The following is a 21,748-nucleotide window of genomic DNA, read 5'->3' as shown; positions in this document are numbered from 1 at the left end:
TTGGGAGTTTGTCGGGACCTTCATCACGTTGGATCAGACCACCAAGACCGCTCGAGCGAATGCACAGCTGACAGGGTCTCTCATCGAGCTCGAGCACCGCGACGGCGTGCCCGTCTGCGGCCAGCGGCTTGGCGACGGTCGGCGCGGGCAGGGTTCGTCTGGGAGCTGCGGTGGTCATCAGCGGTTCGCCTGCTGTCGGTGAAGCTCCGCTCGAGCCAGTGCGTTCTTGTGCACCTCGTCGGGACCGTCGGCGAACCGCAGCGTACGGATGCCGGCGATCATGTTGGCCAGCGGGAAGTCCTGGGAGAGGCCCCCGGCGCCGTGGGTCTGGATCGCCTTGTCGAGGATCCACTCGACCGTGGCCGGGGTGGCGATCTTGATCGCCTGGATCTCGGTGTGGGCCGCTTTGTTGCCGACGGTGTCCATCAGCCAGGCGGCCTTGAGCACCAGGAGCCGCAGCTGCTCCACGCGCACCCGCGACTCCGCGATCCAGTCGCGGACGACGCCCTGCTCGGAGATCCGCTTGCCGAACGCGACCCGCTCGTCGGCGCGCGCGCACATCAGCGCGATCGCCCGCTCGGCGATCCCGATCGAGCGCATGCAGTGGTGGATCCGGCCCGGTCCGAGACGGGCCTGCGCGATCGCGAAGCCGTCGCCCTCTCCCCCGATCAGGTTCGCTGCGGGCACCCGCACGTCGGTGAACGACAGCTCGGCGTGGCCGCCGTGCTCGTGGTCGTCGTATCCGAGGACGGTCATGCCGCGGTGGATCTCGACGCCGGGGGTGTCGCGCTCGACGAGGATCATCGACTGCTGGCGGTGCCGGTCCGCGCTGGGGTCGGTCTTTCCCATGACGATGAAGATCAAGCAGTTCGGGTTCATCGCGCCGGTGATCCACCACTTGCGACCGTTGATGACGTACTCGTCTCCGTCCCGCTCGATCCCGGTCGCGATGTTCGTCGCGTCCGAGGAGGCCACGGCCGGCTCGGTCATCGCGAACGCCGAGCGGATCTCGCCGGCCAGCAAGGGCTCGAGCCACCGCTGCTTCTGCTCGGGGGTGCCGAACTGCGAGAGCACCTCCATGTTGCCGGTGTCGGGCGCCGCGCAGTTCATCGCCGCCGGGGCGAGGTGGATGCTGCGGCCGGAGATCTCGGCGAGGGCGGCGTACTGCACGTTGGTCAAGCCGCCACCCTCCTCACCGGGCAGGAAGAAGTTCCACAGCCCGCGACGGCGGGCCTCGGCGCGCAGCTCCTGGATGACCGGGGCGGAGTCCCAGGCCCAGCGGTCCTCCAGCAGCTCGAGCTGCTCGTGGAAGACGTGCTCGGCTGGATAGACGGCCATCTCCATGAACTCGAGCATGCTGGCCCGCAGGTCCTCGGTGCGGGCGTCGTACGAGAAGTCCATCAGTGGTTCTCCTTCATCGCGGTCAGGCCCGTGTCGAGCAAGGGCTGGATGGCTTCCCCGATCCGGTCGAAGCCCTCGCCCACGGTCTGTCCTTGCAGGTAGCGGTAGTGGATGCCCTCGAGGATCGCGGCGAGCTTGTACGCGCCGAGCCCGAGGTAGAAGCCGAGGTGGGCGAGTTCGCGGCCGCGTGCCGCGGCATAGCGCTGGACGATCTCGCTCTCGGTGAGGAAGCCCGGCGCGTTCGAGGCGTCAGCGACGACGTTGCCGCTGAGCACCTGCGCGAGGCGGTGGTAGACGAGCATGAGCGCGAGGTCGGCGAGCGGGTCGCCGAGGGTCGCCATCTCCCAGTCGAGCACCGCGGTCGGTTGACCGTCGTCGATGAGCAGGTTGTCGAGCCGGAAGTCTCCGTGCACGATGGCGGCTCCGGACTCCGGCGGCACCGCGGCGGCCAGGCGCCGGTGGAGCTCGTCGGCCGCCGGGAGATCGCGGTTGTACGACGACGCCAGCTGGCGTCGCCAGCGCTCGACCTGCCGCGCGAGGTAGCCCTCGGGGCGGCCGAAGTCGCCGACCCCGATGGCGGCCGGGTCGACCTCGTGGAGCTCCGCCATGGTGTCGACCATCCGGGTCGAGACGGCGCGAGCGAACTCAGGGCCGAGCGCCTGTAGCTCGGCGCGGGTCCGGTACGGCGTTCCGGGGACCCGTTCCATCACGTAGAACGGCGCTCCCAGGATCTCGGCGTCCTCACAGAAGCCGAACGTCCGGGGCACCGGCACCGGCGTGGCGGCGAGGGCCGTCATCACGCGGTGTTCGCGGCTCATGTCGTGCGCGGTGGCCAGGACGTGTCCCAGGGGCGGGCGTCGTACGACCCAGTCGTGGGGGCCGTCGGAGACGACGTAGGTCAGGTTGGAGCGACCGCCGGCGATCATGGTCGCGGTCAGCGTCGACCCGGCTCCGGTGACGTGGTCGGCCATCCAGCGACCCAGACCTGCGAGGTCCAGGCCGGGCGGCGTCCGCGACGAGTCGCTCACAGCGGTGTCGCCAGGCCCACGCCACCGTCGACGGCGACGGTCTGTCCGGTGAGCCACGCGGCGTCGTCGGAGAGCAGGAAGGCGACCACGCTGCCGATGTCCTCGGGCTCGCCGAGTCGGCGCAGCGGGTAGGCCGATGCTGCCTCCTCCTCGTGGCCCTCGTAGAGCGCGGCCGCGAAGCGGGTCTTGACGACGGCCGGGGCCACGCCGTTGACGCGGACGCTCGGGCCGAGCTCGACAGCGAGCAGCTCGGTGATCGAGTTCAGCATCGCCTTGGAGGCGCCGTAGAAACCGATGCCCGGTGCCGTGCGGACACTGGAGAGCGACGAGACGTTCACGATCGCGCCGCCGTGCTCGTGCATCCACGCCCAGTAGACGCGCTGCACCCAGGACACGGCCGCGATGCAGTTGACCTCGACGACCTTGCGGGCCGCGGCGAGGTCGAGCTCGACCAGCGGGCCGTAGACCGGGTTGATGCCGGTGTTGTTGACGAGCAGGTCGACGCTGCCGAAGGTGGCGATGGCACGGGCGACGGTCTCCTCCTGGTGTGCCAGGTCGTCGGCCTTGCCGGCGACGGCAAGGGCGACGTTCCGGCCGCCGAGGTGGGTGACGGCCTCGTCCAGCGCTTCCTGCTTGCGGGCGGTGATGACGACGCGGGCGCCGTCGGCGACCAGTCTCTCGGCGATGCCGAGCCCGATCCCGCGGCTGGCTCCGGTCACGATGGCGGTCTTGCCCTGGAAGCGCGTCCTCATGAGAGCCGCTCCAGCACCATCGCCATGCCCTGGCCGCCCCCGACGCACATCGACTCCACGCCGAACTGCTTGTCGTGCCACTGCAGGGAGTTGATCAGGGTCGCGGTGATGCGCGCACCGGTCATGCCGAACGGGTGGCCGATCGCGATCGCGCCGCCGTTGACGTTGAGCTTCTCGATCGGGATGCCGAGCTGCTGCGCCGAGCCGAGCGACTGCACGGCGAAAGCCTCGTTGATCTCGAACAGGTCGATGTCGTCGGGGGACATGCTCGCATTGCGCAGCGCGGCCGGGATCGCCTCGACCGGCCCGAGGCCCATGATCTCCGGGGAGAGACCGGTCACTGCGGTGGAGACGATCCGTGCCAGCGGCGTCAGGCCGAGGGCCTTGGCCCTGGTGTCGCTCATGATCACGAGCGCCGCGGCGCCGTCGTTAAGCGGGCAGGCGTTGCCGGCGGTCACGGTGCCGTCGGGGCGGAAGACCGACTTGAGGCCGCTGATGCCCTCCAGCGTGGTGCCGGGACGGGGGCCGTCGTCGGTCGAGACCACGGTCCCGTCGGGCAGCGTGACCGGAGTGATCTCGCGGGCCCAGAACCCTTCCTCGATGCGCTGGCAGGCCAGGTTTTGGCTGCGTACGCCGAACTCGTCCTGCTCGCGTCGCGACATCCCCAGCACCTGGGCCACGTTCTCGGCGGTCTGGCCCATCGCGATGTAGAGGTCCGGCAGGGCCCCGTCGATGTGCGGGTCCTTCCATGTGCCCGCGCCACCTGAAGCACGCTGCGCGGTGCGGGCCCGCGCCTCGTCGTACACGGGGTTGTAGCCCTCGGGGTTGTCGGCGAAGCCGTTGCCGAACCGGCTGACGGTCTCGACACCCGCGCTGATGTAGACGTCGCCCTCGCCGGCCTTGATCGCGTGGAACGCCATCCTGGTGGTCTGCAGGCTGCTGGAGCAGTAGCGGTTGACCGTGACGCCCGGCAGGCGGTCCATGCCGGACCGCACAGCGACAGCGCGGCCGAGGTTATTGCCGGCCTCCCCCGCGGGCTGGCCGACTCCGAGAATCAGATCCACGACCTCGGCCGGGTCCAGCTCGGGCACCGCGGCGAGCGCCGCTTGGACCATCTGCACGGCAAGGTCGTCGGGACGCATCTCCTTCAACGAGCCCTTGACGGCGCGCCCAATGGGCGAGCGGGCGGTGGAGACGATCACGGCTTCGGGCATGAGCCACATCCTTGGTTACTAAGCGCTTGCTTAGGCTGTACTCTGACTCATGACAAGATCGACGTCAACGGGCGTGGCCCGGCCGCTGCCGTGACCCACGTCACTTCATCTCCCAGGGGCCTGATGACCGAAGCAACGGAGTCGGCACGCGCCGACGTGAGTCGCGCGCGGCTGCTGCTGGCCGCGACCGACGCCTTCGCTGAGAAGGGCTTCCACGGCACGACGACGCGCGACATCGCCGCCGCCGCGGGCATGAGCCCGGCCGCGCTCTACGTCCATCACCGCTCGAAGGAAGAGCTGCTCTACCTGATCTCCCGCCAGGGCCACGAGACCACGCTGGCGATGGTCCGCGCCGCGACCGAGGCTGGCGCCCCTGCCTGCGAGGCGCTGCGAAGCTGGATGCACGACTTCTGCCTGCATCACGCTCGCAACCACACCTCGGCCCGGATCGTGAACTACGAGCTCGCCGCACTCTCGGAGGAGCACTACGCCGAGATCCGCGGCCTTCGTCGCCAGATCGAGCACCTGACCCGTGGTCTGGTGGAGCACGGAGTCCGCCAGGGTTGCTTCGCCAGTCCCGACCCCTCCATGTCAGCGGCGGCCCTGCTCTCCCTCGGCATCGACCTGGCGCGGTGGTATCGCGAGGGCGGGCGTTGGACTCCCGAGCAGGTCGCCGAGGAGTACGCCGAGATCGGGCTGCGGCTCGTCGGGCTGGTCGCGCCGCACCAGCACGTCGCGAGGGGCTGAAGCACGGGCGGCGCCGTCGATGTCGCGCCCCACAACAGCTCTTGACAGCGCCCGGTGCCGTACCCGACATTGGTCAGATGACTGGGTCATTTGATCGCGGCGCTTCGACCTCTCCGGACGCCGCAACGCGTGCCGTCGCCGTGCTCGGCTGCGGCAACATGGGCTCGGCCATGGTGCGCGCCTTCTTGTCCAAGGGATGGAGCGTCACCGCCTGGAACCGAACGCCCGAACGCGCCGAGGCGCTCGCTCGCGACGGTGCCGTCGCGGTGTCCTCTGCCCGAGAGGCGCTGACGAGCACCCCGCTGGCCATCCTGTGCATCAGCTCCACCGAGGACGTACGCGCACTGCTCGACGTCGTCGACTCCGCCGAGCTCGGCGCCACCACCGTCCTGAACACGACCAGCGGCACGCCCGAGGACGGGCGCGCCCTCGGCGAGTGGGCGCACGCGAAGGACGTCCGCTACCTCGACGCCGCGATCGCGGCCTACCCCGAGCACCTCGGCACCGCCGAGGCCCGCTTCCTCGTCGCCGGAGACGAAGACGTGTGGAAGGCCCATCAGGACGCTGTCCTCGGCCTCGCCGGAGGCTCCCTGCACGTGGGAACCGACTTCGGCGCCGCCAACGCCATCGACTGCGCGATGACAGGGGCCTTCTACATCACGACGCTGACGGCGTTCGTCGAAGCGGCCCGGTTCACCACCGCGTTCGGGGTGTCGCACGAGATCCTGTCCGACCTCACGTCCTACTCACTATCGGTCATGGACGGCCAGCTGAAGCTGATCCTGGACCGCCTGCGCGACCAGGAGTTCGCCACCGATCAGGCCACGCTCGCCGTCTACGCCGACGCCGCAGCCGCGTTCGCGGCGGGCCTGAACCAGCACGGGAAGGCCCCGATGATCCAGGCCACCTCCGAAGTGCTCCGGCGCGGTGTCGACGCCGGCCTGGGCGACCAGGACATCGCGGTCGTCGCCACGCTCGACTCCTGAGAACAGCACGGCCAGAACAGCAGCGCCGCCACGACCACGTGGCGACGCTGCTGTGTGGTTCAGGCCTCGCGACGGCCGCCGAGGCGAGCAGCGACGCCGACACCGACGATGAGCGCTCCGCCGTTGACGAAGTTCGAGACGTACTCTGGCGCGCCGGCCAAGTTGAGTCCGTTGTTGAGGACCGCGAGGAAGTAGACCGAGACCAGCACGCCGCCGACGTTGTAGCGACCAGGCCGTACCGCCGCCGCACTGAGGAACGCGGCAGCGAGGGCGGGCAGCAGGATGCTGTCGGCCAGGTGTGGGTTCGCGCCGCCGGCCCGAGCGACCTGCAGAACCCCAGCCGCGCCGCAGAGCGCACCGGCGATCACGAACGTGGTGCCGACGACCAACTTGATCCGGATGCCGGTCAGCCGGGCTGCGGAGCGGTTCGACCCGAGCGCGTAGAGATAGCGGCCATACGGCGTGTAGTCGAGCACGTAGTAGGCGATGGCCGCCACGACGGCCAGCGCGACCACCGAGCGTGGGATCCCGAACCACGAGAGCGTGCCGAAGTTGGTGACGGCCACCGGGATCGAGCCGGCGACGGTGACACCGCCGGTCTTGAGGGAGATGATGCCGGCGAGGATGATCGACATGCCCAGCGTAGTGATCACGGCGTTGACGTTGAGGCGGGTCACGAGGACAGCATTGACGATGCCGACCGCCAGCCCGATCCCGATGCCGAGCGCGATCGCAAGGAACGGGGAGGTGCCGTTGGTGAGCGCGACGGCCACGAACACAGAGCTCAGGCCCGCGGTCGCGCCGATCGACAGGTCCCACTCGTTGCACACCAGCGGAATCAGCGAGCCGAGCGCTGCGATCGCGGCCACGGTGCTGGATCCGAACAGGATCTGCAGGTTCGCCGTCGTCGGGAAGACCGCCGATGTCTTGGGCCATACGCTGAAGAAGACGAGCGCCAGGACCAAGAGCCCGAGGAACGCATGGGCCTCCAAGTAGGCGCGGATCGGCTTGCGAAGTCGACGCTTTCGCGCTGGCACGACGACAGGCGCGGCCTGCGGAGCGCCACCGGCGCCCACCTCTGTGTTGTTGGACAACGAACTCATACCGCCACTTCCTCTGCCTCACCGTGCGCCAGGCGCTCGATCCGGTTGCTGGTCATCTGGTCGCGGCGAACCTCGCCGACGATGCGCCCACGGCGCAGCACGAGCACGCGGTCACAGATCGCTGCGAGCTCCTCACTGTCGGAAGAGGCGACCAAGGCGACTGAGCCCGTGTCCACCGCGCGCTTGATCAGCCCGTAGATCTCCGCGCGTGCGCCGACGTCAACGCCCTGGGTAGGTTCGTCCAGCAGGACGACCCGGGGTTCACGCCGCAGCCAGCGGGCGACGACCGCCTTCTGTTGGTTGCCGCCGGAGAGGGAGTCGAGCGGGTCCTCGACGGCCTCCGCCTTGATCGCATAAGTCGTGAGCAGTCCGTTCGCGTCCCGGCGCTCGCGCCGCCCACGCATCAACCCACCACGAAAGTAGTCCGGGAGCACGCTCACCGACAGGTTCTCCGTGAGGGTCAGGTCCGGGAAGGCTGCATCCTCCGCACGGCTCTCGGGTACGAGCGCGAATCCGGCTCGCATCGCACGACGCGGGCTCGAGAGCTCAAGCGGTTGGCCGTCCAGTCGCACCTCACCCGCTTCGGCGGGCAGGACGCCGAACAATGCCTTGAGCAGGCTCGAGCGACCCGACCCGACGAGACCGGCGATGCCTACCACCTCGCCCCGGTGGAGGGTGAGGTCGACCGGGCCCACAGGGCCAGCCTGCAGCGCATGCACCTCGAGCACGGCTGGCCCGCCGCCGGCTCCGCCGGTCGGGGCGACCTCCTCCACCGGACGACCGATGACCAGCTCGATCAGGTCGGCGCGGGTGATCGATTGCGGCGAGACCTCGTCGACCAACCGGCCGTTGCGCAGCAGGATGGCATTGTCGGCCACAGCGAAGACCTCCTCGAGCCGGTGCGTGACGAGCACCACGGTCTGACCACGGTCGGCGTGGCGTCGTACCGCGTCGAGAAGGAGCCGCACCTCGGCGTCGGGCAGCGAGACCGTCGGCTCGTCGAGGATGAGCACGCCTTCGCCTTCGCCCTGGGACTGCAGCGCCCGCGCGATCGCGACCATTGCCTGACGCGCCGGCCCCAGTTCGCCGAGGAGCTGATCGGGGTGCACCTCGATGCCGAACCGCTCCAGTGCATGCTCCGCGCGACGCCTCGCTTCCCGCCAGCGGATCCTGCCGCCCGAGCCGAGAGGAAAGCCGGAACCGCCGATCGCGAGGTTCTCCGCGACGGTGAGCTCGGGGAACGTCGACCGCTGCTGGTGCACGAATCGCAGGCCCATGGCGCCAGCGCGAGCCGGGGTGAGTTCCGCGAGCTGCGTGACGCGCCCTGCGATCTCGACCCGGCCCGCGTCTGCGCGCTCCACACCTGCGAGGAGCTTGATCAGTGTCGACTTGCCCGACCCGTTTCCACCAAGCAGGGCGTGCACCCGTCCCGGTGCCAACTCGAACGAGACGTCGTCGACCGCCTTGTTCGCGCCGAACGTCTTGCAGGCGCCGACCATAGCGAGCGCTGAACCAGGAAGCTGCGTGCGCATGGGAACTCCCATTTCATCCGAGTGCGGCCGGTGGCTGGAGCCTCAGGAGAGACCCCACAGCTTGCGGTAGGCGGAGACGAAGTCGACTGGTGGTGTGTAGGCCTTGCCCGTCGGCGGCATGTTGTGAGCCTTGTCGCAGACCTGGATGCCATTTCCGGTGTCGACCTCGGACGTGTCACGCTTGAGGAACGAACGCACCAGGGCGTCGAAGGCGGAGTAGGTCTCCCACTCACCGGACTCGCCGGCACACATCTGCATGCCGTCGCCGCCGCGGATCTGCGCGATGCCTGCAGAACTACCCTCACCACCGGCGATCGCGAGTTGGGACATCCGACCAGTGGACTTCAACGCCTGAGCGCCGCCACTCTGGGTCATCACCGAGTCGTAGCTCGGGATGAACGAGTTCGCATCAGGGTGCTTCACCATCGCCTGTTGGATCTTGGTCTGCAGTCCTGGCCCATAGTCCGACGACACCCACGTCGCGTCCTCGAGGATCTTGCAGGTCGAGCACTGCTTGAGCTGCTCCTTGATCCCCACGGTCGTGCCGAGGGTGCTCGCCGTGTCAGTCTCCGTGTTGAGCACGACCTTGGCCTGACCGTTGGTCTTCGCGATCACCCACGTCGCCTGCGCCTTGCCGAAGTCGCGCAGCCAGTGCTGAAGGGACGCCTTGCCCGCGTAGCTGACAACGTGCGAGTACACGCTCGGACTGCAATCGGCGGACTCGATGCCGATGATCGGGATGCCGGCCGCCTTCGCCTGCTGTGCCGCGTTCTTGACCGTGGCGCAGTCGATGTTCGAAACGATGATGCCGCTGGCGTGGGCGACGACGGCCTGCTGCACGCCGGTCAGCATCTGGTTCGGGTCGAACTTCGCGTCGAAGACGTGGAAGTTCCAACCGAGATCGGTGGCCGCCTGCTTCGCTGCCTTCGCTACGCGCACGGAGTACTCGATGCCCATGCCGGTAGAGACGAGCCAGACATCCTTTCCCTTCGGGGCCTGAACCGCCGGGCCCTCAGGCTCCTTGTAGGTGCCCTTGTACCAGGCATTCAACGCGTCCTTGTAACGCGCCGTGTCTCCGCTGCTGGCCTCAGCACCGGAGCTACCGGTGCCGGACCCGCCGCACGCGGACACCGTGGTTACCAGCAACGCCGCCGCCGCGATCGCGCTCCATTGCCCGGGTATGCGCTTCTTCATGAGTTCTCCTGGCCTGCTCGACAGCGTCTCGCGAGGCATCTGGAGCACCTGGGTGCGGCAGTTCCTAGCGTGCTGATCAGTTGACTTAGACGCGTGATCATAAACACGACCGCGACCATGCCGCAATGGCTCACGAGTAAATGACTAGATCAGATGATCAGGTAGAAACGGCGCCCATCAGCGCCAGCGCGCTCAAGGACATCCCGGCTTGACGGGGCATCCCTAAGGGCGAGCGTCAGGAAGAGGATGGAGTCAAGCGATGCGCCGCGAACGGCGCCCGAGATAGGCATCGAGCATCGCCGAGGCAGTGGCGAGCTCGCGAAGGATCATCTTCTCGTCACCGTGGGTGATCAGTTGCATGCACAATCCGTCGGCGATCGAGACGATAACGCGGGTGACCGTCTCGAGCTGGTCATCCGGGAGCGGGTTCTTCGCGGCCCGGAGAAGATCTTTCGACAAGTCGATGTACAAGCCGTAGAGCTTGACGGCGAGCTCAGGGTCGTTGCGCTCGGCCCAGAGCCAGATCTCGATCTGCGTGCGGTTCTCGGCAGGGCGGGCGATGGCCCACTGGATGGCCTCAGTCAGCAGCGAGGTGGCGATCGAAGACACGGTCTGACCCTTCGCATTCGCCCGTACATCGCCTTCCGCAGGGTCGGGGCGCATCAGGTCCGCGATCTGCTCGAAGACGGCCCAGAGCAGGTTCTCCTTGGTTTGGAAGCAGTAGTGGAGCGTAGCGAGCGGTGCCCCCGCCTCCTCGGCGATCCGACGCGTAGTCGCGCCGTCGACACCGACGCGCGCGATGACGGTCACGGCAGCATCGATGAACTGCTGGCGTCGGACATCGGTAGGGACGTGTGCCACGGCTCCTCCAACGGAGATCGACTTAGTCATTTGAATGAGTCAAAGCGTAGCAGTTCAGCCCGGGTCGCCCTCAGATCATCCGGGCGCCCTTGCTTGCAATCGCGGACACCGGGAGCTCGAGCAGGGTGCGGAAGCCGGGCTCCGCATCGGCAACCGCGTCCACCGAGTTCGCGGCCATCGCCACCGTCGACAGGAAGCTCTCATAGCCCCCGGCGGCGCGCACCTCGATCGTCTGCTCCCTCCCCGCGATCGTCAGGGTGTCGCCGGTTTCGACATCGTCGCTCGAGTCGAAGATCCCGAACCGCGTGGCGAGCTCTACCACTGGGATTCCCGACCTGACCCCGCGGGCGCGGTGGACGACGCAGGCGACCGTGCCGCGAGGGATGAGCAAGTGCGCACCCTTGCGCTCCTCAGTGGCGACGATGTCAGGCTCGACCGCTTCCACCACGATGTCGTCGAGGGTCCATTCCAGGCCGCGGGCGATTGCCGCGATGCTCTGGGCGAAACCGACGTGTCCCATCACCCGACCCTCCTCCCTACGCACGAGGAACTCGTCCGGGGACAGGCCGAGGCCGAACTTCGCCAGGATGGCGCCGTAGCGACTCATGTCAGCCGTTCGCCGGATGGCGATCGATTGGACGCGGGTCGTCAACCCGCTCAGCACGATGGGAAGCGTGTCCATCAACATGCCCGGGTTGCATCCGGTGCCGAGTACCGTGACGCCGTTGAACCTCGCAACTCGATCTAGCCGCTCGACGACGTCGGGGTGGCTGAGACCGGGGTCGCGCAGCTCCTCGCAGATCGACACCACATTCATGCCCTTGCTCAGAAGCGCGATCAGTGTGGGCTCGATGCTCTCGACCCACGACGAAGTCGCCACGACAGCGACGTCGGCGGCGGGCAGCTCCTCGAGCGAGGCCACGACCGCCACCGACGGCGCCCCGGGCACCACGGACGACAGCGAAGTGCCCGCGATGTGCGGCTGGATGTCAGCTGCGCCGACGAGACGGCAGTCAACCCGCGACGCGAGCGCTTCGGTGATCGCCAGGCCGGTGGCTCCCAGCCCGACGATCACCACGTCGGTGGGCCGCATCAAACGCTCTGCGGCTCGGGACTGGCGTTGAAGTCGGCGTAGGAGTTGCGAACCTCCTCGCCGTCCTTGAGGAGGAAGATCGGGTCGGCCATGGTGCCCTGGTAGTCGACGAAGCCGGTGCCCGGCGGGCAGACCGACCACCCGAGCAGCTGCTGGATGTCCTCGTCGAACGTCTTCATGACGTCGGTCGAGTACGTCAGGTAGGCGTTTTCTTCCTGGCGCAGGTAGCCGAGGTCGAGGCCGATCGTCAGGCCGATCCGGTTGCTGTCCGAGGTGTTCGTGCCGCCGCCGTGAAACGTGCCACCGACCCAGATCAAGGCCGAACCGGCGGTCATCACCGTCGGCACGGCCTCGTCGACGTGCGGGCCGCGGTTGTCGTCCCACTTGTGGCTGCCCGGCACGACCATGGTGCCGCCGTTCTCTGCGGTGAAGTCCGTGACCGCGACCATGATCTGCACGCGGGCCTGGCGATACCCCTCGGGGTGCCGCCACTGCCAGACCGTGTCGTCGCGGTGCAGGGACTGGGCGCCTTCGCCCGGGTGGATGTCGATGATCGAGCTGACGCCGACCTGGTAGCTGGGGGCGAGCTCGATCAGGTCATCTCCGACGTACACCGGCTTGGAAATCTCGAGAAAGTGCTTCGCGATGCCGGCGTAGTGCGGGTGCCGCACAGCGGTGGCCGCGTGTGGGGTGTGCTGGAAGACGCCGTAGAGCCGTTTGGTGTGGTGACCGGAGAAATCGTCCTGGCCCCACGGTGTGCTTGCCATGGCGGCGTCGATGTCGGAGCGCAGCTCCTTGAGGACGTTGGCGTCGAAGAAGTCGCGGATGATGACGCCGCCGTCGCGCTCTACGACGGCGATCGCTTCCTCGATGCTTGCGGTGGGGTCCAGGGTTGTCAGCGTGCTCATGGCACGTCCTTTCTTCAGTGTGGTTGGAGGGTGCGCATCTGAACGAGCACCTCCAGGAGCGCCTCGGCGGTTGCCGCGACGTCGTCGGTGGTGTGCGTGGTGGAGAGGAAGACCTTCCCTGAGGGCATGAAGAGCACGCCGCGTCGCACCATCCCCTCGAGGATCGCGGCCCAAGGGCCACCGGTTCCGTGGAGTCCGGTCCTACCGCCCGGCGGCACGTACTGCAGCAGCGAGCCGACGCGGTTGAGGCTGCCGCTGTCGGGGACGGACGCGAGCGCGGCGCCGACGGCACGCTCGAAATCGGCGGAGATCTCCTCGAGCTGGGTGTAGACCCCCGGCCCGGCCAGCGCGCGCATGGTCGCCTCGACGGCGGCCAGCGCAATCGGATTGGCGTTGAAGGTGCCGGCGTGGACCACGCCGGAGGTCACCTGGTCAACGAGGTCAGCTCGGCCGACGACAGCACTCTGTGTGAATCCTCCGGCCATCGCCTTCCCGAACACGGACAGGTCCGGCGTGACGGCATACCTCTCGGCCGCACCGCCACGTGCGATCCGGAACCCGGCGATCACCTCGTCGAAGATGAGCACGACGCCGTGCCGGTCGCACGCGGTACGCAGCGCGGACAGGAAGCCCGGCTTGGGGGCTTCCACTCCGCCGTTGCTGAGGATCGGGTCGACGAGAACCGCCGCAATGTCGCGCTCGACGTCCCCAATCAGCTGCTCGGCCATCACGGTGTCGTTGAACCGAGCGACGATCAACTCCTCGAGCCCCGACGGGCTCTGCCCCTTGCTGGCGGGAACGGCCTGCCGGCCGCTGTCCGACTCCCCGAGACCGGCGTACACCGAGTCGTACCAGCCGTGGTAGCTCCGCGCGAACTTGAGGATGCGCCGGCGGCCGGTCGCGCCGCGCGCGAGGCGCAGCGCCACCTGCACGGCCTCGGTCCCGGTGTTGCTCCACAGCAGCCGCTCGCCATGAGGTACGGCGTCCAGCACGGCCTCGGCCGCGAGGTACTCCAGCTCGTGGCCAGTGCCGACCACCTGCATCCGGGTCGCGACCTCCGCGACGGCTTTGGTAATGCGAGGATCGCCGTGGCCGAGGACCAGTGGCCCCCACGCCATCACGTAATCGATGTACCGGTCGCCGTCGAGGTCCCACACATGCGCACCGCGCGATTCGCGGACGAAGAGTGGATGGGGCTGCATGGCGGCACGCAAGCCTGAGCCGACTCCCCCGCCGACACTCCGTCTGGTCCGCTCGAAGGCGGCCTGGGAGCTCGCGAGTGCCACGTCGAATCCTTCGCTTCCTCAGCCGTCGAGACCGAGGTAGTCGCCGAGCTCGGCGTAGTCCACCTGCCACAGACCGGCTGAGCCGGTCGGGTACTGCGACCGGAAGCCGAGCATGCGCTGGACTCGTGGCGACAGCTTCTTGGCGAGCTCGAGGTCCACGAGGAAGGGGTAGGCCTCCTCGCCGGTCAGGAAGCCCGGGTTGAGCGCGAAAGCGACGGCCCGGCGGTACTCGTTCTCGGTCCGGTTGGCGCCGCCACCGTGGACGGTCTTGCCACTGAAGAAGAGGGCGTCGCCGGCGTCCATAACGGCGGGGATGGTGTCCTGCGGGGCGCCACGGTCCTCGAAGTCGTCCCAGTGGTTGCTGCCTGGGATGACTCGGGTAGCGCCGTTCTCCTCGGTGAAGTCGGTGAACGCGATCAGGAAGTTCAAGATGGCCTCGGGACCGTTCTTGCCGAGGGTGACGAAGGGATACCAGTTCTCGAGGTCGCGGTGCAGGATCTGGGCGTCGTTGCCGGGCCCGATCTCGATCACCTGCGCTGTCGTCATCCAATAGCTGCCCGACTCCTCCAAGAAGGTCGCGTCGCACAGGCTGTGCACGAGGTCGTGGTCGATGATCTCGTTGCGGAACGTCGGGCTCAGCGTCACCAGATTGGTCAGGCGCTTGGTCTTGCTGCCGTGGAACGCCGCGATCATCTCGTTCTCGTGGGTGGATCCGGGCCGGAGAACCTCCATTGCCGACTCGACCTCTGCGTTGAAGCGGTCGATCTGGTCGCGACTGAGGAAGTCCTTGAGGATGACCCCACCGTCGCTCGCCACGATCGCGAGGATCTCCTCGATCGAGGTGTCCCGAGGCACGGATCGCAGGGACTGGGGCTGCGTGGATACGGCCATGACCAATCTCCCTATTGAAGACCGAGTTGTTCAAACGACTGTATCATTTGATCAAGTAAGGGGAACACCCCTCAACTCATCCGAACCCACACCGTCGGGAGACGACATGACGGAGCCGTTGTGGCACTCACTGCTCGACGACGAGGCGCGCCAGGTGGCTCAGCAGCTGGCCGATCTGTTGCCCGGCCCGCTGCACACGCTGGGTCTCCAGGGCGTCCGCGACTTCACGGCTCCCCTGCCTCCTTCGCGCAGCACTGTGATGGCGACCGTGCGCGATCACCGCGTGGGCGTGCCCTCGGTACGGGTGCGCGAGTACCGACCCTCCGAACGCACGGGGTCGCCGGCCGTGATGTACGTCCACGGAGGTGGCTTCACGGTGGGCAGCCTCGACGGCGTCGACGAACTGTGTCGACTAATCGCCGCCGGGGCCAGGTGCGCGGTGTTCTCGGTGGACTACCGCCTCGCGCCCGAGCACCCTTATCCCGCCGCTCTGGACGACGTACGCGCCGTGCACGCGTGGCTTACCACGAGTGCCGCCGACCTGGGCGTCGACCCACGACGCATCGCGGTCGCCGGCGACTCTGCCGGCGGCGGTCTTGCCGCGGCACTGTGCCTCGACCTGCGCGACCGCAGCCTTTCCCAACCGGTCCTGCAGCTTCTGGCATACCCGGCTGTCGACGATTCGTTCCAGCGACCGTCGTGGAGCGAGTTCGCCGACGCGCCGCTGCTCGGCGCCGAGGACGCGCGCTGGTTCTGGCATCAGTACGTCGGCGAGGCCGGCGTCGCTCCGGACGTGCTCGCCGCCCCGATGCGCGCAGAGAGTCTCAGCGGACTGGCGCCCGCCCATGTGATCACGGCCGAGGTCGATCCGCTCCGCGACGACGGCGAGGCCTATGCCGACCGCCTCGCGGAGGAGGGTGTGCTCGTGACGCGTGAGCGGTATCGAGGCGTCTTCCACGGGTTCTTGACTGATGTCGAGACGTTCACCACCGCTAGAACGGCAGTGAACGACGCCTGCCGAAGGCTCCGCGACGCCTTCCAAACCGGCCTGGTCACGGATCAGCGCATATGAATGCCGAACGCGAGGTCCGCTCGTATCCGACCATAGGACTCGGCGATGAGGCCACTGTCCACCAGTGACAGACGGCTCTCGACAGCCCGGTCGCGCACGTGTGCCGGTTGCTCGGGAGCCCGCACAGCGACGACCTGCAGCCACGCGTTCATATCCGTAACTGCATCAAGGCCCGTGATCCTGGAGTCTGGGTTCACGACTCGCGCCTCGGGTGAAGGCCGCCCCAACGCTTCGGCGCGGCGGCGGCGCTACGGGGAGCCGACGTACGCCATCAGCATCTCGCGCGCGGTCTCGGCCTCGCGGAGGACCGCCAGATCATCGCCGTGAGTGATCAGCTGCATGCACAGGCCGTCGATCACCGCCACGAAGACCCGCGTCAAGGTCTCGAGGTGCTCCTCGGGAAGCGGGGCCAGCACCTGCCGCAGACACTCCTTCCAGGTCTGGATGAACATGTCGTAGATGCGCGACGCGAACTCCGGGTCATTGCGTCTTGCCCACGACCAGATCTCGATCTGGGCCCGGTTGGGGGCCGGATTCTCGATCGCCCACTGGACGGTCTCCCGCACCAAGTGGGTGACGAGAACGGTCGCGGCTGGGTCAGGGGCTGATGTCCGTGCAAGGTCGTCGCGGACGAGCTTGGCCAGATGCTCGAACACTGCCCATAACAGGTTCTCCTTGTTGTGGAAGCAGTAGTGCAACGTCGCCAACGGGGCCTGGGCCTCGTCGGCGATCTTCCGTGTGGTTGCACCATCGACGCCCTCGCGAGCGATCACCGTCATCGCAGCTTCGATGAGCTGCTGTCGCCGGAGCTCCGTGGGAACGCGCGCCATCACTACTCTTTCATTCGACTAAGTCATTTGAACAAGCCAGACTAGCAGCCACCACAGCCCGAGGAGCAAACACCCGATCAATCCCCTCCGCGGTGAGCGTCAACGCTCGTTCATGGGTCCGGTTCCACACGGTGACCGAGCAGCCCCGCTCCGCCAGGGTGCGGGCCAGCAGTCCCCATGAATCCGAAGCCGGCGGCTGCCACCTCGGTGACGTCTCGTGAGCGGGTCGGCAACGTCGGCCTCCGGGACAGGGAGAACTTTGATGATCAAAGGGTCTCGACACGCGCACGGCTGACCTCTAGCCCTGAGGACGCCGGAAGTCCTGGCACGCCGCCGCCAAGGCCAGATGGCCCTTCTCGTCGGCCACCGTCGCAAGGAGATCGACGAACGCCCCCAACATCGGCGCGGGCTGGCCGATGCGCTGCATGTCCGCTCGGTTCACCAGCATCGAGTCGAAGTGGGTGCGCAAGGCAGCCTGGTCGGTGGCGAAGTCCCCTTTCTCCAGGTGGTCGACGGCAACGTGACGGGCATGGGAGGTGAGGGGCCCACCCAGCCGTTCGTGAAACTCCAGGAAGGTGGCGGGACTGACCCCGTAATGCGCCGCGTAGGCCGCGGCCTCGTAGAACGCGCCGACCTCAATGTGATGGGCGATCCCCCCAGCCGAGCCGAGGATGTTGGGGAGGGCCGGGTCCGCCCCGTCGTACTTCGGAAGGGCGAGGGTAGAGAGGACGTCCGCGTGTGCGTCGAAGACCGAGCGTTCGCCGGCGTACGACAAGCACTCGAAATCGGGCCCCAGGCCCTCCGGGTAGACGTAGATGTTCCCGTCCAGATACAGGCCGCCGCGCTCCTGCACCCACCGGCTCATGGTTCGAGCCTCGTCAGGCGTGCCCCACGTGACGTTGACAACCGTGCATCCCGTGAGGTTGGCCTGATCGAGCACCTCCCGAACATGGTTGTATCGGTCGAGACAGACCATCGCCAGCGGCACGTCGCTCACAGCAGCGGCCGGGTCCGCCGCCAGCTCTGCGCCGGCCGCCACGAGGGGTGCCGCCTTCTCACTGGTCCGGTTCCAGACCTTGGTCGCCAGACCTTGGTTGACGAACAGCGCGGCGAGGGCCGCGCCCATGGGGCCGAGACCAAGTACCGCTACGTCGCCTTGCGTCATGAGTGCGTCTCTTCGTGCGGGGGGTACGACGGGACGATGGACGTGACGAGCTCTCCGTCCGCAACATCCACGACGACGGTGTCGCCGCGGGCGACGTCGCCGGACAGGACGCTCCGCGAGACTGCGGTGGTTGCCTGCTGCTGGAAGACACGCGTCAGGAGACGCGCGCCGTGGTCCTCGTCATAACCGAGATGCGCAACGTGGGCCCGTGCCTCGTTGGTCACCCGCAGGGCGACCCCGCGATCAGCAAGGCGCGCCGCGAGCGACTCGACCTGCATGCCGACAAGCCGCTCGACGTCGGTCTCTGCCAGCGGCTGGAGAGGAACGACGTCGTCCAGTCGGGTGACGAAGTCAGCCCGGAACGTCTGGGCGACAGTTGCAGGGTCGACGAGGCTCGACGTCATGGCGAGCACGACGTTGCGGAAGCTGACCATTCGTCCCTGGCTGTCGGCGAGAGACCCCTGGTCCATCACTTGACGCAGCAACGCGTGCACATCCGGGTGCGCCTGCTCGATCTCGTCGAGGAGCACGACCGAGTACGGTCTGCGGCGTACGGCTTCGGTGAGCTGGCCACCCTCCTCATATCCGACGTAACCCGGCGGCGCGCCGATCAGACGGGCAACGGCCTGCCGCTCGGAGTACTCCGACATGTCGAGCTGTACCAGGGCGTCGTCACTGCCGAACATGAAGTCGGCGAGAACATGGGCCAGGTGGGTCTTGCCCACCCCCGACGGGCCACAGAGCAGCAGCGAGGCCAGCGGTCGCAGCGGGTCGGCAAGGCCGGCTCGCGCGTTGCGCAAGGCGGCGGACACACGGGCGATGGCGGCTGCCTGTCCGACGACGTGCTCGCCGAGGCGATCCTCCATGGTCGCGAGCTTCTCGAGCTCCGCCTCCTGCAACCGCGTCACGGGAATGCCGGTCCACGCAGCGACGACACTGGCGATGTCGTCATCGTCGACGACGCCTGCATCCACGTCGATGTCGGCCCGTCTGTCCAGCTTGATCCTCAGCTGTGATCCCGCTTCGTCGATGAGATCGATCGCCTTGTCGGGCAGGAACCGGTCGGGGATGTAACGCTTGCTGAGCGACACGGCGGAGACGAGTGCAGCATCGGTGAGGCGTACGCCGTGGTGATCCTCATAGCCGGAACGCAGTCCCTGCAGCATCTCGACGGCACTGGCGGCCGATGGCTCGTCGACATGGATCGGCTGGAACCTGCGCTCGAGCGCGGCGTCCTTCTCGACGTACCTGCGGTACTCGTCGAGAGTGGTCGCGCCCAGAGTTCGGAGCTCACCACGCGCCAGCATCGGCTTGAGGAGGTTGCCGGCGTCGACGGCTCCCTCGGCGGCGCCGGCACCGACGATGGTGTGGAGCTCGTCGATGAACAGGACGATCCCGCCCTGCGCATCGCCGACGTCGGTCAGGATCGCCTTGATCCTGTCCTCGAACTCACCGCGGTAGCTCGCGCCCGCAACGAGTCCACCTACGTCGAGCGCGACCAGCCGCTGGTTGCGAAGGCCCGCGGGCACGTCGCCGGCCACAATCCGACGGGCGAGTCCCTCCGCGATCGCGGTCTTTCCGACACCGGGGTCACCGATCAAGACGGGGTTGTTCTTGCGGCGGCGGCCCAGCACCTGGACCACGCGCTCGATCTCGGCATCCCTGCCGAGCACGGGGTCCAGCTTGCCCCGGAAGGCCAGCTCGGTCAGGTCGCGGCTGTATCGGCGGAGCTGGGCGGAGACCGGCTCCGGGCGCCACTGGCGGTCGAGATAGGTCAGCTCGGGCTCGGCGTCGTCCACTTTCACGGGCCCGCGAACCCGCAAGACAGCGTCGAGCATCGATCGCCGGTCAATACCGAACGACCCGAGGATCTCTCCCACGCCATCGCGGTATCCGGCCAACGCGACCAACAGATGCTCGACCGACACGTACGCGTCGCCCAGCTGCTTCGCCTCGTGCTCGGAGGCACGCAGCGCTGAGCTCAGCGACAAGCCGTCGGTCTCTGCTGACGCGCTCAACGCCGCGTGCAGCGCAACTAGATCCGTGCCGAGCTCCGCGAACACCGGGCCCGTGATCGTTCTCTCCTGCTTGAGGAGCACACGGAGGAGGCCGCCAGGCCCCGAGCCCGCCGTGCCGCCGGTCGCGGCGGCGGCCAGGTCGAGTGCCTCGAGTGCCCGCCGGGTGTAGTCCCCCCGGAGCTCCACGCTCGAGATGACCTGACCGACCTCCGCAACCGCGCTCATGCCTGAGCGGATGCTGACGCGACGGCCGAGGCCTTAACACGCGCAGGCACCTTGGACTCGATCGCCTCGCGGGTCATGAGTCGCTGCGCGTCGACGGCTGCCTTCTTGCCCATCTCGATCGCGCCGTCGAACCAGACCAGGAAGGTCTGCGCGATGTCGGCGGTCGCGAAGTGGAGACGACCTTCGGGGCGCGCACATTCTGCGTGGTGCTTGCTGATGATGCCCGGAGGCAGCGCCATCCAGTCGCCGTACCCCGACCACTCGTCCTCGTTCCAGTCATGGAGGTCGAAGGCGACCAGCTCGGCCTCGCTGAAGAAGGCGTGGAGGAAGCGCTCGACGCCGGCGAAGTCCGTGCCGAACCGGTCCTGGTTGTCTGGGTGGTTGATGTAGAAGCCGGTCAACAGCTGACCGTTCTCACCCAGGTCGGAGTCGGTGTAAAGGACAGCTGCGCCGTTCTCGGTCTCAGGGTTGGCAAGTGCGAACGGAATCCTGGGCGCGTTTTTCACCTGCATGTGGACCTTGATCGTGCACGAGTTGTGGTTGCCGTCACCGACGGTCGCCAGCTTGCCCGCGCTGAGCGGCGGGTCGAAGGTGATGTTCTTCCAGCACGCAACCGGAGTCGCGACGACGACGGTGGTCGCGGTAAACGCGTCTCCGGCCGCCGTCGTGACCGTCGCTCCGCTGTCATCTTGACGAACTGAAGCGACGGGTGTGCCAAGCCGCACGTCGGCACCCGAGTCCGCCGCCATGGCGTCGACCAGCGTGCTGATCCCCTCCTCCGTGTACTCGTCGAGGACCCCCCAGGCGCGGATCAGGCTGTAGTCCATCTGGGCGACGTATTGCAGTGGCGGCAGAGCCGAGATTTCGTGGGTGGGCCGCCCTGTGAAGAAGGTGCCGACGAATGTGAAGAAGCCACGGGTCGCGGGACCGACCTTGAGGTTGTCCAGGTACTCGCTGAACGGGATGTCCAGATCGGCCAGGTTCTGCCGGTCCAGTGGAATGCCGAGCGTGATGCGCTTGGCGTCGCTGATGATCTGGTGTGCCGCCCTTTCGAAGTCGAAGATCTCCTCCACGGGCACCGGCAGCGGACCGGGGTTGTACTGACCGCGGTCGACCGTCGGGTAGCACTCGGGCCACGGGCTGTGCACGACCGTCAGGCCGTACCGCTCGATCTCGGCCATGACGTTGACCTGCTTGTCGGACCATACGTACTGGCCACCGTGTTCGATGACGCCATCCCAATCACCGATCCGGCCCCGCTCGGAAAAGACCCGACCACCGAGACGGTCACGCGCCTCCAGCAGCAGGACGGAGTAGCCCTGCTCAGCCAGATCGCGACAGGCCGTCACACCCGCGAAACCCCCGCCGATCACGATCGTGTCGAAGTCATGCCTTGTCATCTTGAACTCCTCTGTTGATGTCGACCCCGAACCTCCATGGCG

The 21,748-nt window shown here is 67.7% G+C and carries 19 protein-coding genes; 3 read left to right on the top strand and 16 right to left on the bottom strand.

Translation table 11 applies throughout. From position 1 onward, the window contains the following. Positions 1-177: 177 nt before the first annotated feature. The 4 genes from H976_RS0120475 to H976_RS0120460 are packed head-to-tail and all read right to left on the bottom strand — an operon-like array spanning position 178 to position 4,395. Positions 178-1,401, bottom strand: a complete 1,224-nt coding sequence (locus H976_RS0120475) for an acyl-CoA dehydrogenase family protein (RefSeq protein ID WP_027863052.1) — start codon at positions 1,399-1,401, stop codon at positions 178-180. Beyond that, complete coding sequence (locus H976_RS0120470) at positions 1,401-2,429, bottom strand: phosphotransferase family protein (protein WP_027863051.1); 1,029 nt, start codon at positions 2,427-2,429, stop codon at positions 1,401-1,403. Before H976_RS0120470 ends, H976_RS0120475 begins: the two co-directional genes overlap by 1 nt. Continuing rightward, positions 2,426-3,181, bottom strand: a complete 756-nt coding sequence (locus H976_RS0120465) for an SDR family oxidoreductase (RefSeq protein ID WP_027863050.1) — start codon at positions 3,179-3,181, stop codon at positions 2,426-2,428. The genes H976_RS0120470 and H976_RS0120465 overlap by 4 nt, the downstream gene beginning before the upstream one ends. Then, positions 3,178-4,395, bottom strand: coding sequence for an acetyl-CoA C-acetyltransferase (locus tag H976_RS0120460; RefSeq protein ID WP_027863049.1), 1,218 nt, complete (start codon positions 4,393-4,395; stop codon positions 3,178-3,180). The genes H976_RS0120465 and H976_RS0120460 overlap by 4 nt, the downstream gene beginning before the upstream one ends. Before the next feature lie 123 nt (positions 4,396-4,518). On the opposite strand from H976_RS0120460, the gene H976_RS0120455 reads away from it, so the two are divergent. Then, entirely contained in the window at positions 4,519-5,142 is a 624-nt protein-coding gene (locus tag H976_RS0120455) for a TetR/AcrR family transcriptional regulator (protein ID WP_027863048.1), read from the top strand. A 77-nt stretch (positions 5,143-5,219) separates the two neighbouring features. After that, positions 5,220-6,128, top strand: coding sequence for an NAD(P)-dependent oxidoreductase (locus H976_RS29165; protein ID WP_081683083.1), 909 nt, complete (start codon positions 5,220-5,222; stop codon positions 6,126-6,128). A gap of 59 nt (positions 6,129-6,187) precedes the next feature. Here the strand turns inward: H976_RS29165 and H976_RS27630 are convergent, their stop codons facing one another. From H976_RS27630 to H976_RS0120405, 8 genes are all read right to left on the bottom strand, one after another. After that, on the bottom strand, positions 6,188-7,204 hold the full coding sequence (locus tag H976_RS27630) for an ABC transporter permease (protein WP_196804165.1): 1,017 nt from the start codon (positions 7,202-7,204) through the stop codon (positions 6,188-6,190). Between the two features lie 23 nt (positions 7,205-7,227). Continuing rightward, positions 7,228-8,763 carry a sugar ABC transporter ATP-binding protein gene (locus H976_RS0120440; protein WP_027863047.1) on the bottom strand — a complete coding sequence of 512 codons (1,536 nt, stop codon included), beginning with the start codon at positions 8,761-8,763 and terminating at the stop codon, positions 7,228-7,230. Between the two features lie 42 nt (positions 8,764-8,805). Further along, complete coding sequence (locus H976_RS0120435) at positions 8,806-9,957, bottom strand: substrate-binding domain-containing protein (RefSeq protein ID WP_196804164.1); 1,152 nt, start codon at positions 9,955-9,957, stop codon at positions 8,806-8,808. A 252-nt stretch (positions 9,958-10,209) separates the two neighbouring features. Then, positions 10,210-10,848 carry a TetR/AcrR family transcriptional regulator gene (locus H976_RS27625; RefSeq protein WP_081683081.1) on the bottom strand — a complete coding sequence of 213 codons (639 nt, stop codon included), beginning with the start codon at positions 10,846-10,848 and terminating at the stop codon, positions 10,210-10,212. 40 nt (positions 10,849-10,888) lie between these two features. Next, positions 10,889-11,911: a hypothetical protein gene (locus H976_RS0120420; protein ID WP_027863045.1), complete on the bottom strand. Its 1,023-nt coding sequence runs from the start codon at positions 11,909-11,911 to the stop codon at positions 10,889-10,891. Next, a complete protein-coding gene (locus H976_RS27620; RefSeq protein ID WP_051277182.1) occupies positions 11,911-12,819 on the bottom strand; it encodes a phytanoyl-CoA dioxygenase family protein in 909 nt (302 codons plus the stop codon). Before H976_RS27620 ends, H976_RS0120420 begins: the two co-directional genes overlap by 1 nt. Before the next feature lie 14 nt (positions 12,820-12,833). Then, complete coding sequence (locus tag H976_RS0120410) at positions 12,834-14,021, bottom strand: aspartate aminotransferase family protein (RefSeq protein ID WP_196804163.1); 1,188 nt, start codon at positions 14,019-14,021, stop codon at positions 12,834-12,836. A gap of 102 nt (positions 14,022-14,123) precedes the next feature. Next, positions 14,124-14,996, bottom strand: coding sequence for a phytanoyl-CoA dioxygenase family protein (locus tag H976_RS0120405; RefSeq protein ID WP_027863043.1), 873 nt, complete (start codon positions 14,994-14,996; stop codon positions 14,124-14,126). A gap of 106 nt (positions 14,997-15,102) precedes the next feature. Between H976_RS0120405 and H976_RS0120400 the strand changes: the two genes are divergently transcribed. Further along, complete coding sequence (locus H976_RS0120400; protein ID WP_036227611.1) at positions 15,103-16,068, top strand: alpha/beta hydrolase; 966 nt, start codon at positions 15,103-15,105, stop codon at positions 16,066-16,068. 248 nt (positions 16,069-16,316) lie between these two features. Here the strand turns inward: H976_RS0120400 and H976_RS0120390 are convergent, their stop codons facing one another. The 4 genes from H976_RS0120390 to H976_RS0120375 form a co-directional block, all read right to left on the bottom strand. Then, complete coding sequence (locus H976_RS0120390) at positions 16,317-16,898, bottom strand: TetR/AcrR family transcriptional regulator (RefSeq protein ID WP_027863041.1); 582 nt, start codon at positions 16,896-16,898, stop codon at positions 16,317-16,319. Between the two features lie 298 nt (positions 16,899-17,196). Next, the gene (locus tag H976_RS29160; RefSeq protein ID WP_081683080.1) at positions 17,197-18,063 is read right to left on the bottom strand and encodes an NAD(P)-binding domain-containing protein; all 867 of its coding nucleotides are present in this window, start codon (positions 18,061-18,063) and stop codon (positions 17,197-17,199) included. Continuing rightward, entirely contained in the window at positions 18,060-20,306 is a 2,247-nt protein-coding gene (locus tag H976_RS27610) for an ATP-dependent Clp protease ATP-binding subunit (protein ID WP_051277175.1), read from the bottom strand. The genes H976_RS29160 and H976_RS27610 overlap by 4 nt, the downstream gene beginning before the upstream one ends. Continuing rightward, positions 20,303-21,679 carry an NAD(P)/FAD-dependent oxidoreductase gene (locus tag H976_RS0120375; RefSeq protein WP_196804162.1) on the bottom strand — a complete coding sequence of 459 codons (1,377 nt, stop codon included), beginning with the start codon at positions 21,677-21,679 and terminating at the stop codon, positions 20,303-20,305. The genes H976_RS27610 and H976_RS0120375 overlap by 4 nt, the downstream gene beginning before the upstream one ends. Positions 21,680-21,748 lie beyond the last annotated feature (69 nt).

The sequence above is a fragment of the Marmoricola sp. URHB0036 genome (assembly GCF_000426045.1).
Taxonomy (GTDB): domain Bacteria; phylum Actinomycetota; class Actinomycetes; order Propionibacteriales; family Nocardioidaceae; genus Marmoricola.
This window is presented reverse-complemented; position numbering and strand designations above follow the sequence as displayed.

Bases quoted from the DNA above. Each gene is read 5' to 3' on its own strand.
- H976_RS27625 (WP_081683081.1), bottom strand. From the start codon at position 10,848: ATGACTAAGTCGATCTCCGTTGGAGGAGCCGTGGCACACGTCCCTACC.
- H976_RS27620 (WP_051277182.1), bottom strand. From the start codon at position 12,819: ATGAGCACGCTGACAACCCTGGACCCCACCGCAAGCATCGAGGAAGCG.
- H976_RS29165 (WP_081683083.1), top strand. From the start codon at position 5,220: ATGACTGGGTCATTTGATCGCGGCGCTTCGACCTCTCCGGACGCCGCA.
- H976_RS0120455 (WP_027863048.1), top strand. From the start codon at position 4,519: ATGACCGAAGCAACGGAGTCGGCACGCGCCGACGTGAGTCGCGCGCGG.
- H976_RS0120390 (WP_027863041.1), bottom strand. From the start codon at position 16,898: ATGGCGCGCGTTCCCACGGAGCTCCGGCGACAGCAGCTCATCGAAGCT.
- H976_RS0120465 (WP_027863050.1), bottom strand. From the start codon at position 3,181: ATGAGGACGCGCTTCCAGGGCAAGACCGCCATCGTGACCGGAGCCAGC.
- H976_RS29160 (WP_081683080.1), bottom strand. From the start codon at position 18,063: ATGACGCAAGGCGACGTAGCGGTACTTGGTCTCGGCCCCATGGGCGCG.
- H976_RS0120440 (WP_027863047.1), bottom strand. From the start codon at position 8,763: ATGCGCACGCAGCTTCCTGGTTCAGCGCTCGCTATGGTCGGCGCCTGC.
- H976_RS0120405 (WP_027863043.1), bottom strand. From the start codon at position 14,996: ATGGCCGTATCCACGCAGCCCCAGTCCCTGCGATCCGTGCCTCGGGAC.
- H976_RS0120475 (WP_027863052.1), bottom strand. From the start codon at position 1,401: ATGGACTTCTCGTACGACGCCCGCACCGAGGACCTGCGGGCCAGCATG.
- H976_RS27610 (WP_051277175.1), bottom strand. From the start codon at position 20,306: ATGAGCGCGGTTGCGGAGGTCGGTCAGGTCATCTCGAGCGTGGAGCTC.
- H976_RS0120460 (WP_027863049.1), bottom strand. From the start codon at position 4,395: ATGCCCGAAGCCGTGATCGTCTCCACCGCCCGCTCGCCCATTGGGCGC.
- H976_RS0120410 (WP_196804163.1), bottom strand. From the start codon at position 14,021: ATGCAGCCCCATCCACTCTTCGTCCGCGAATCGCGCGGTGCGCATGTG.
- H976_RS0120435 (WP_196804164.1), bottom strand. From the start codon at position 9,957: ATGAAGAAGCGCATACCCGGGCAATGGAGCGCGATCGCGGCGGCGGCG.
- H976_RS0120400 (WP_036227611.1), top strand. From the start codon at position 15,103: ATGACGGAGCCGTTGTGGCACTCACTGCTCGACGACGAGGCGCGCCAG.
- H976_RS0120420 (WP_027863045.1), bottom strand. From the start codon at position 11,911: ATGCGGCCCACCGACGTGGTGATCGTCGGGCTGGGAGCCACCGGCCTG.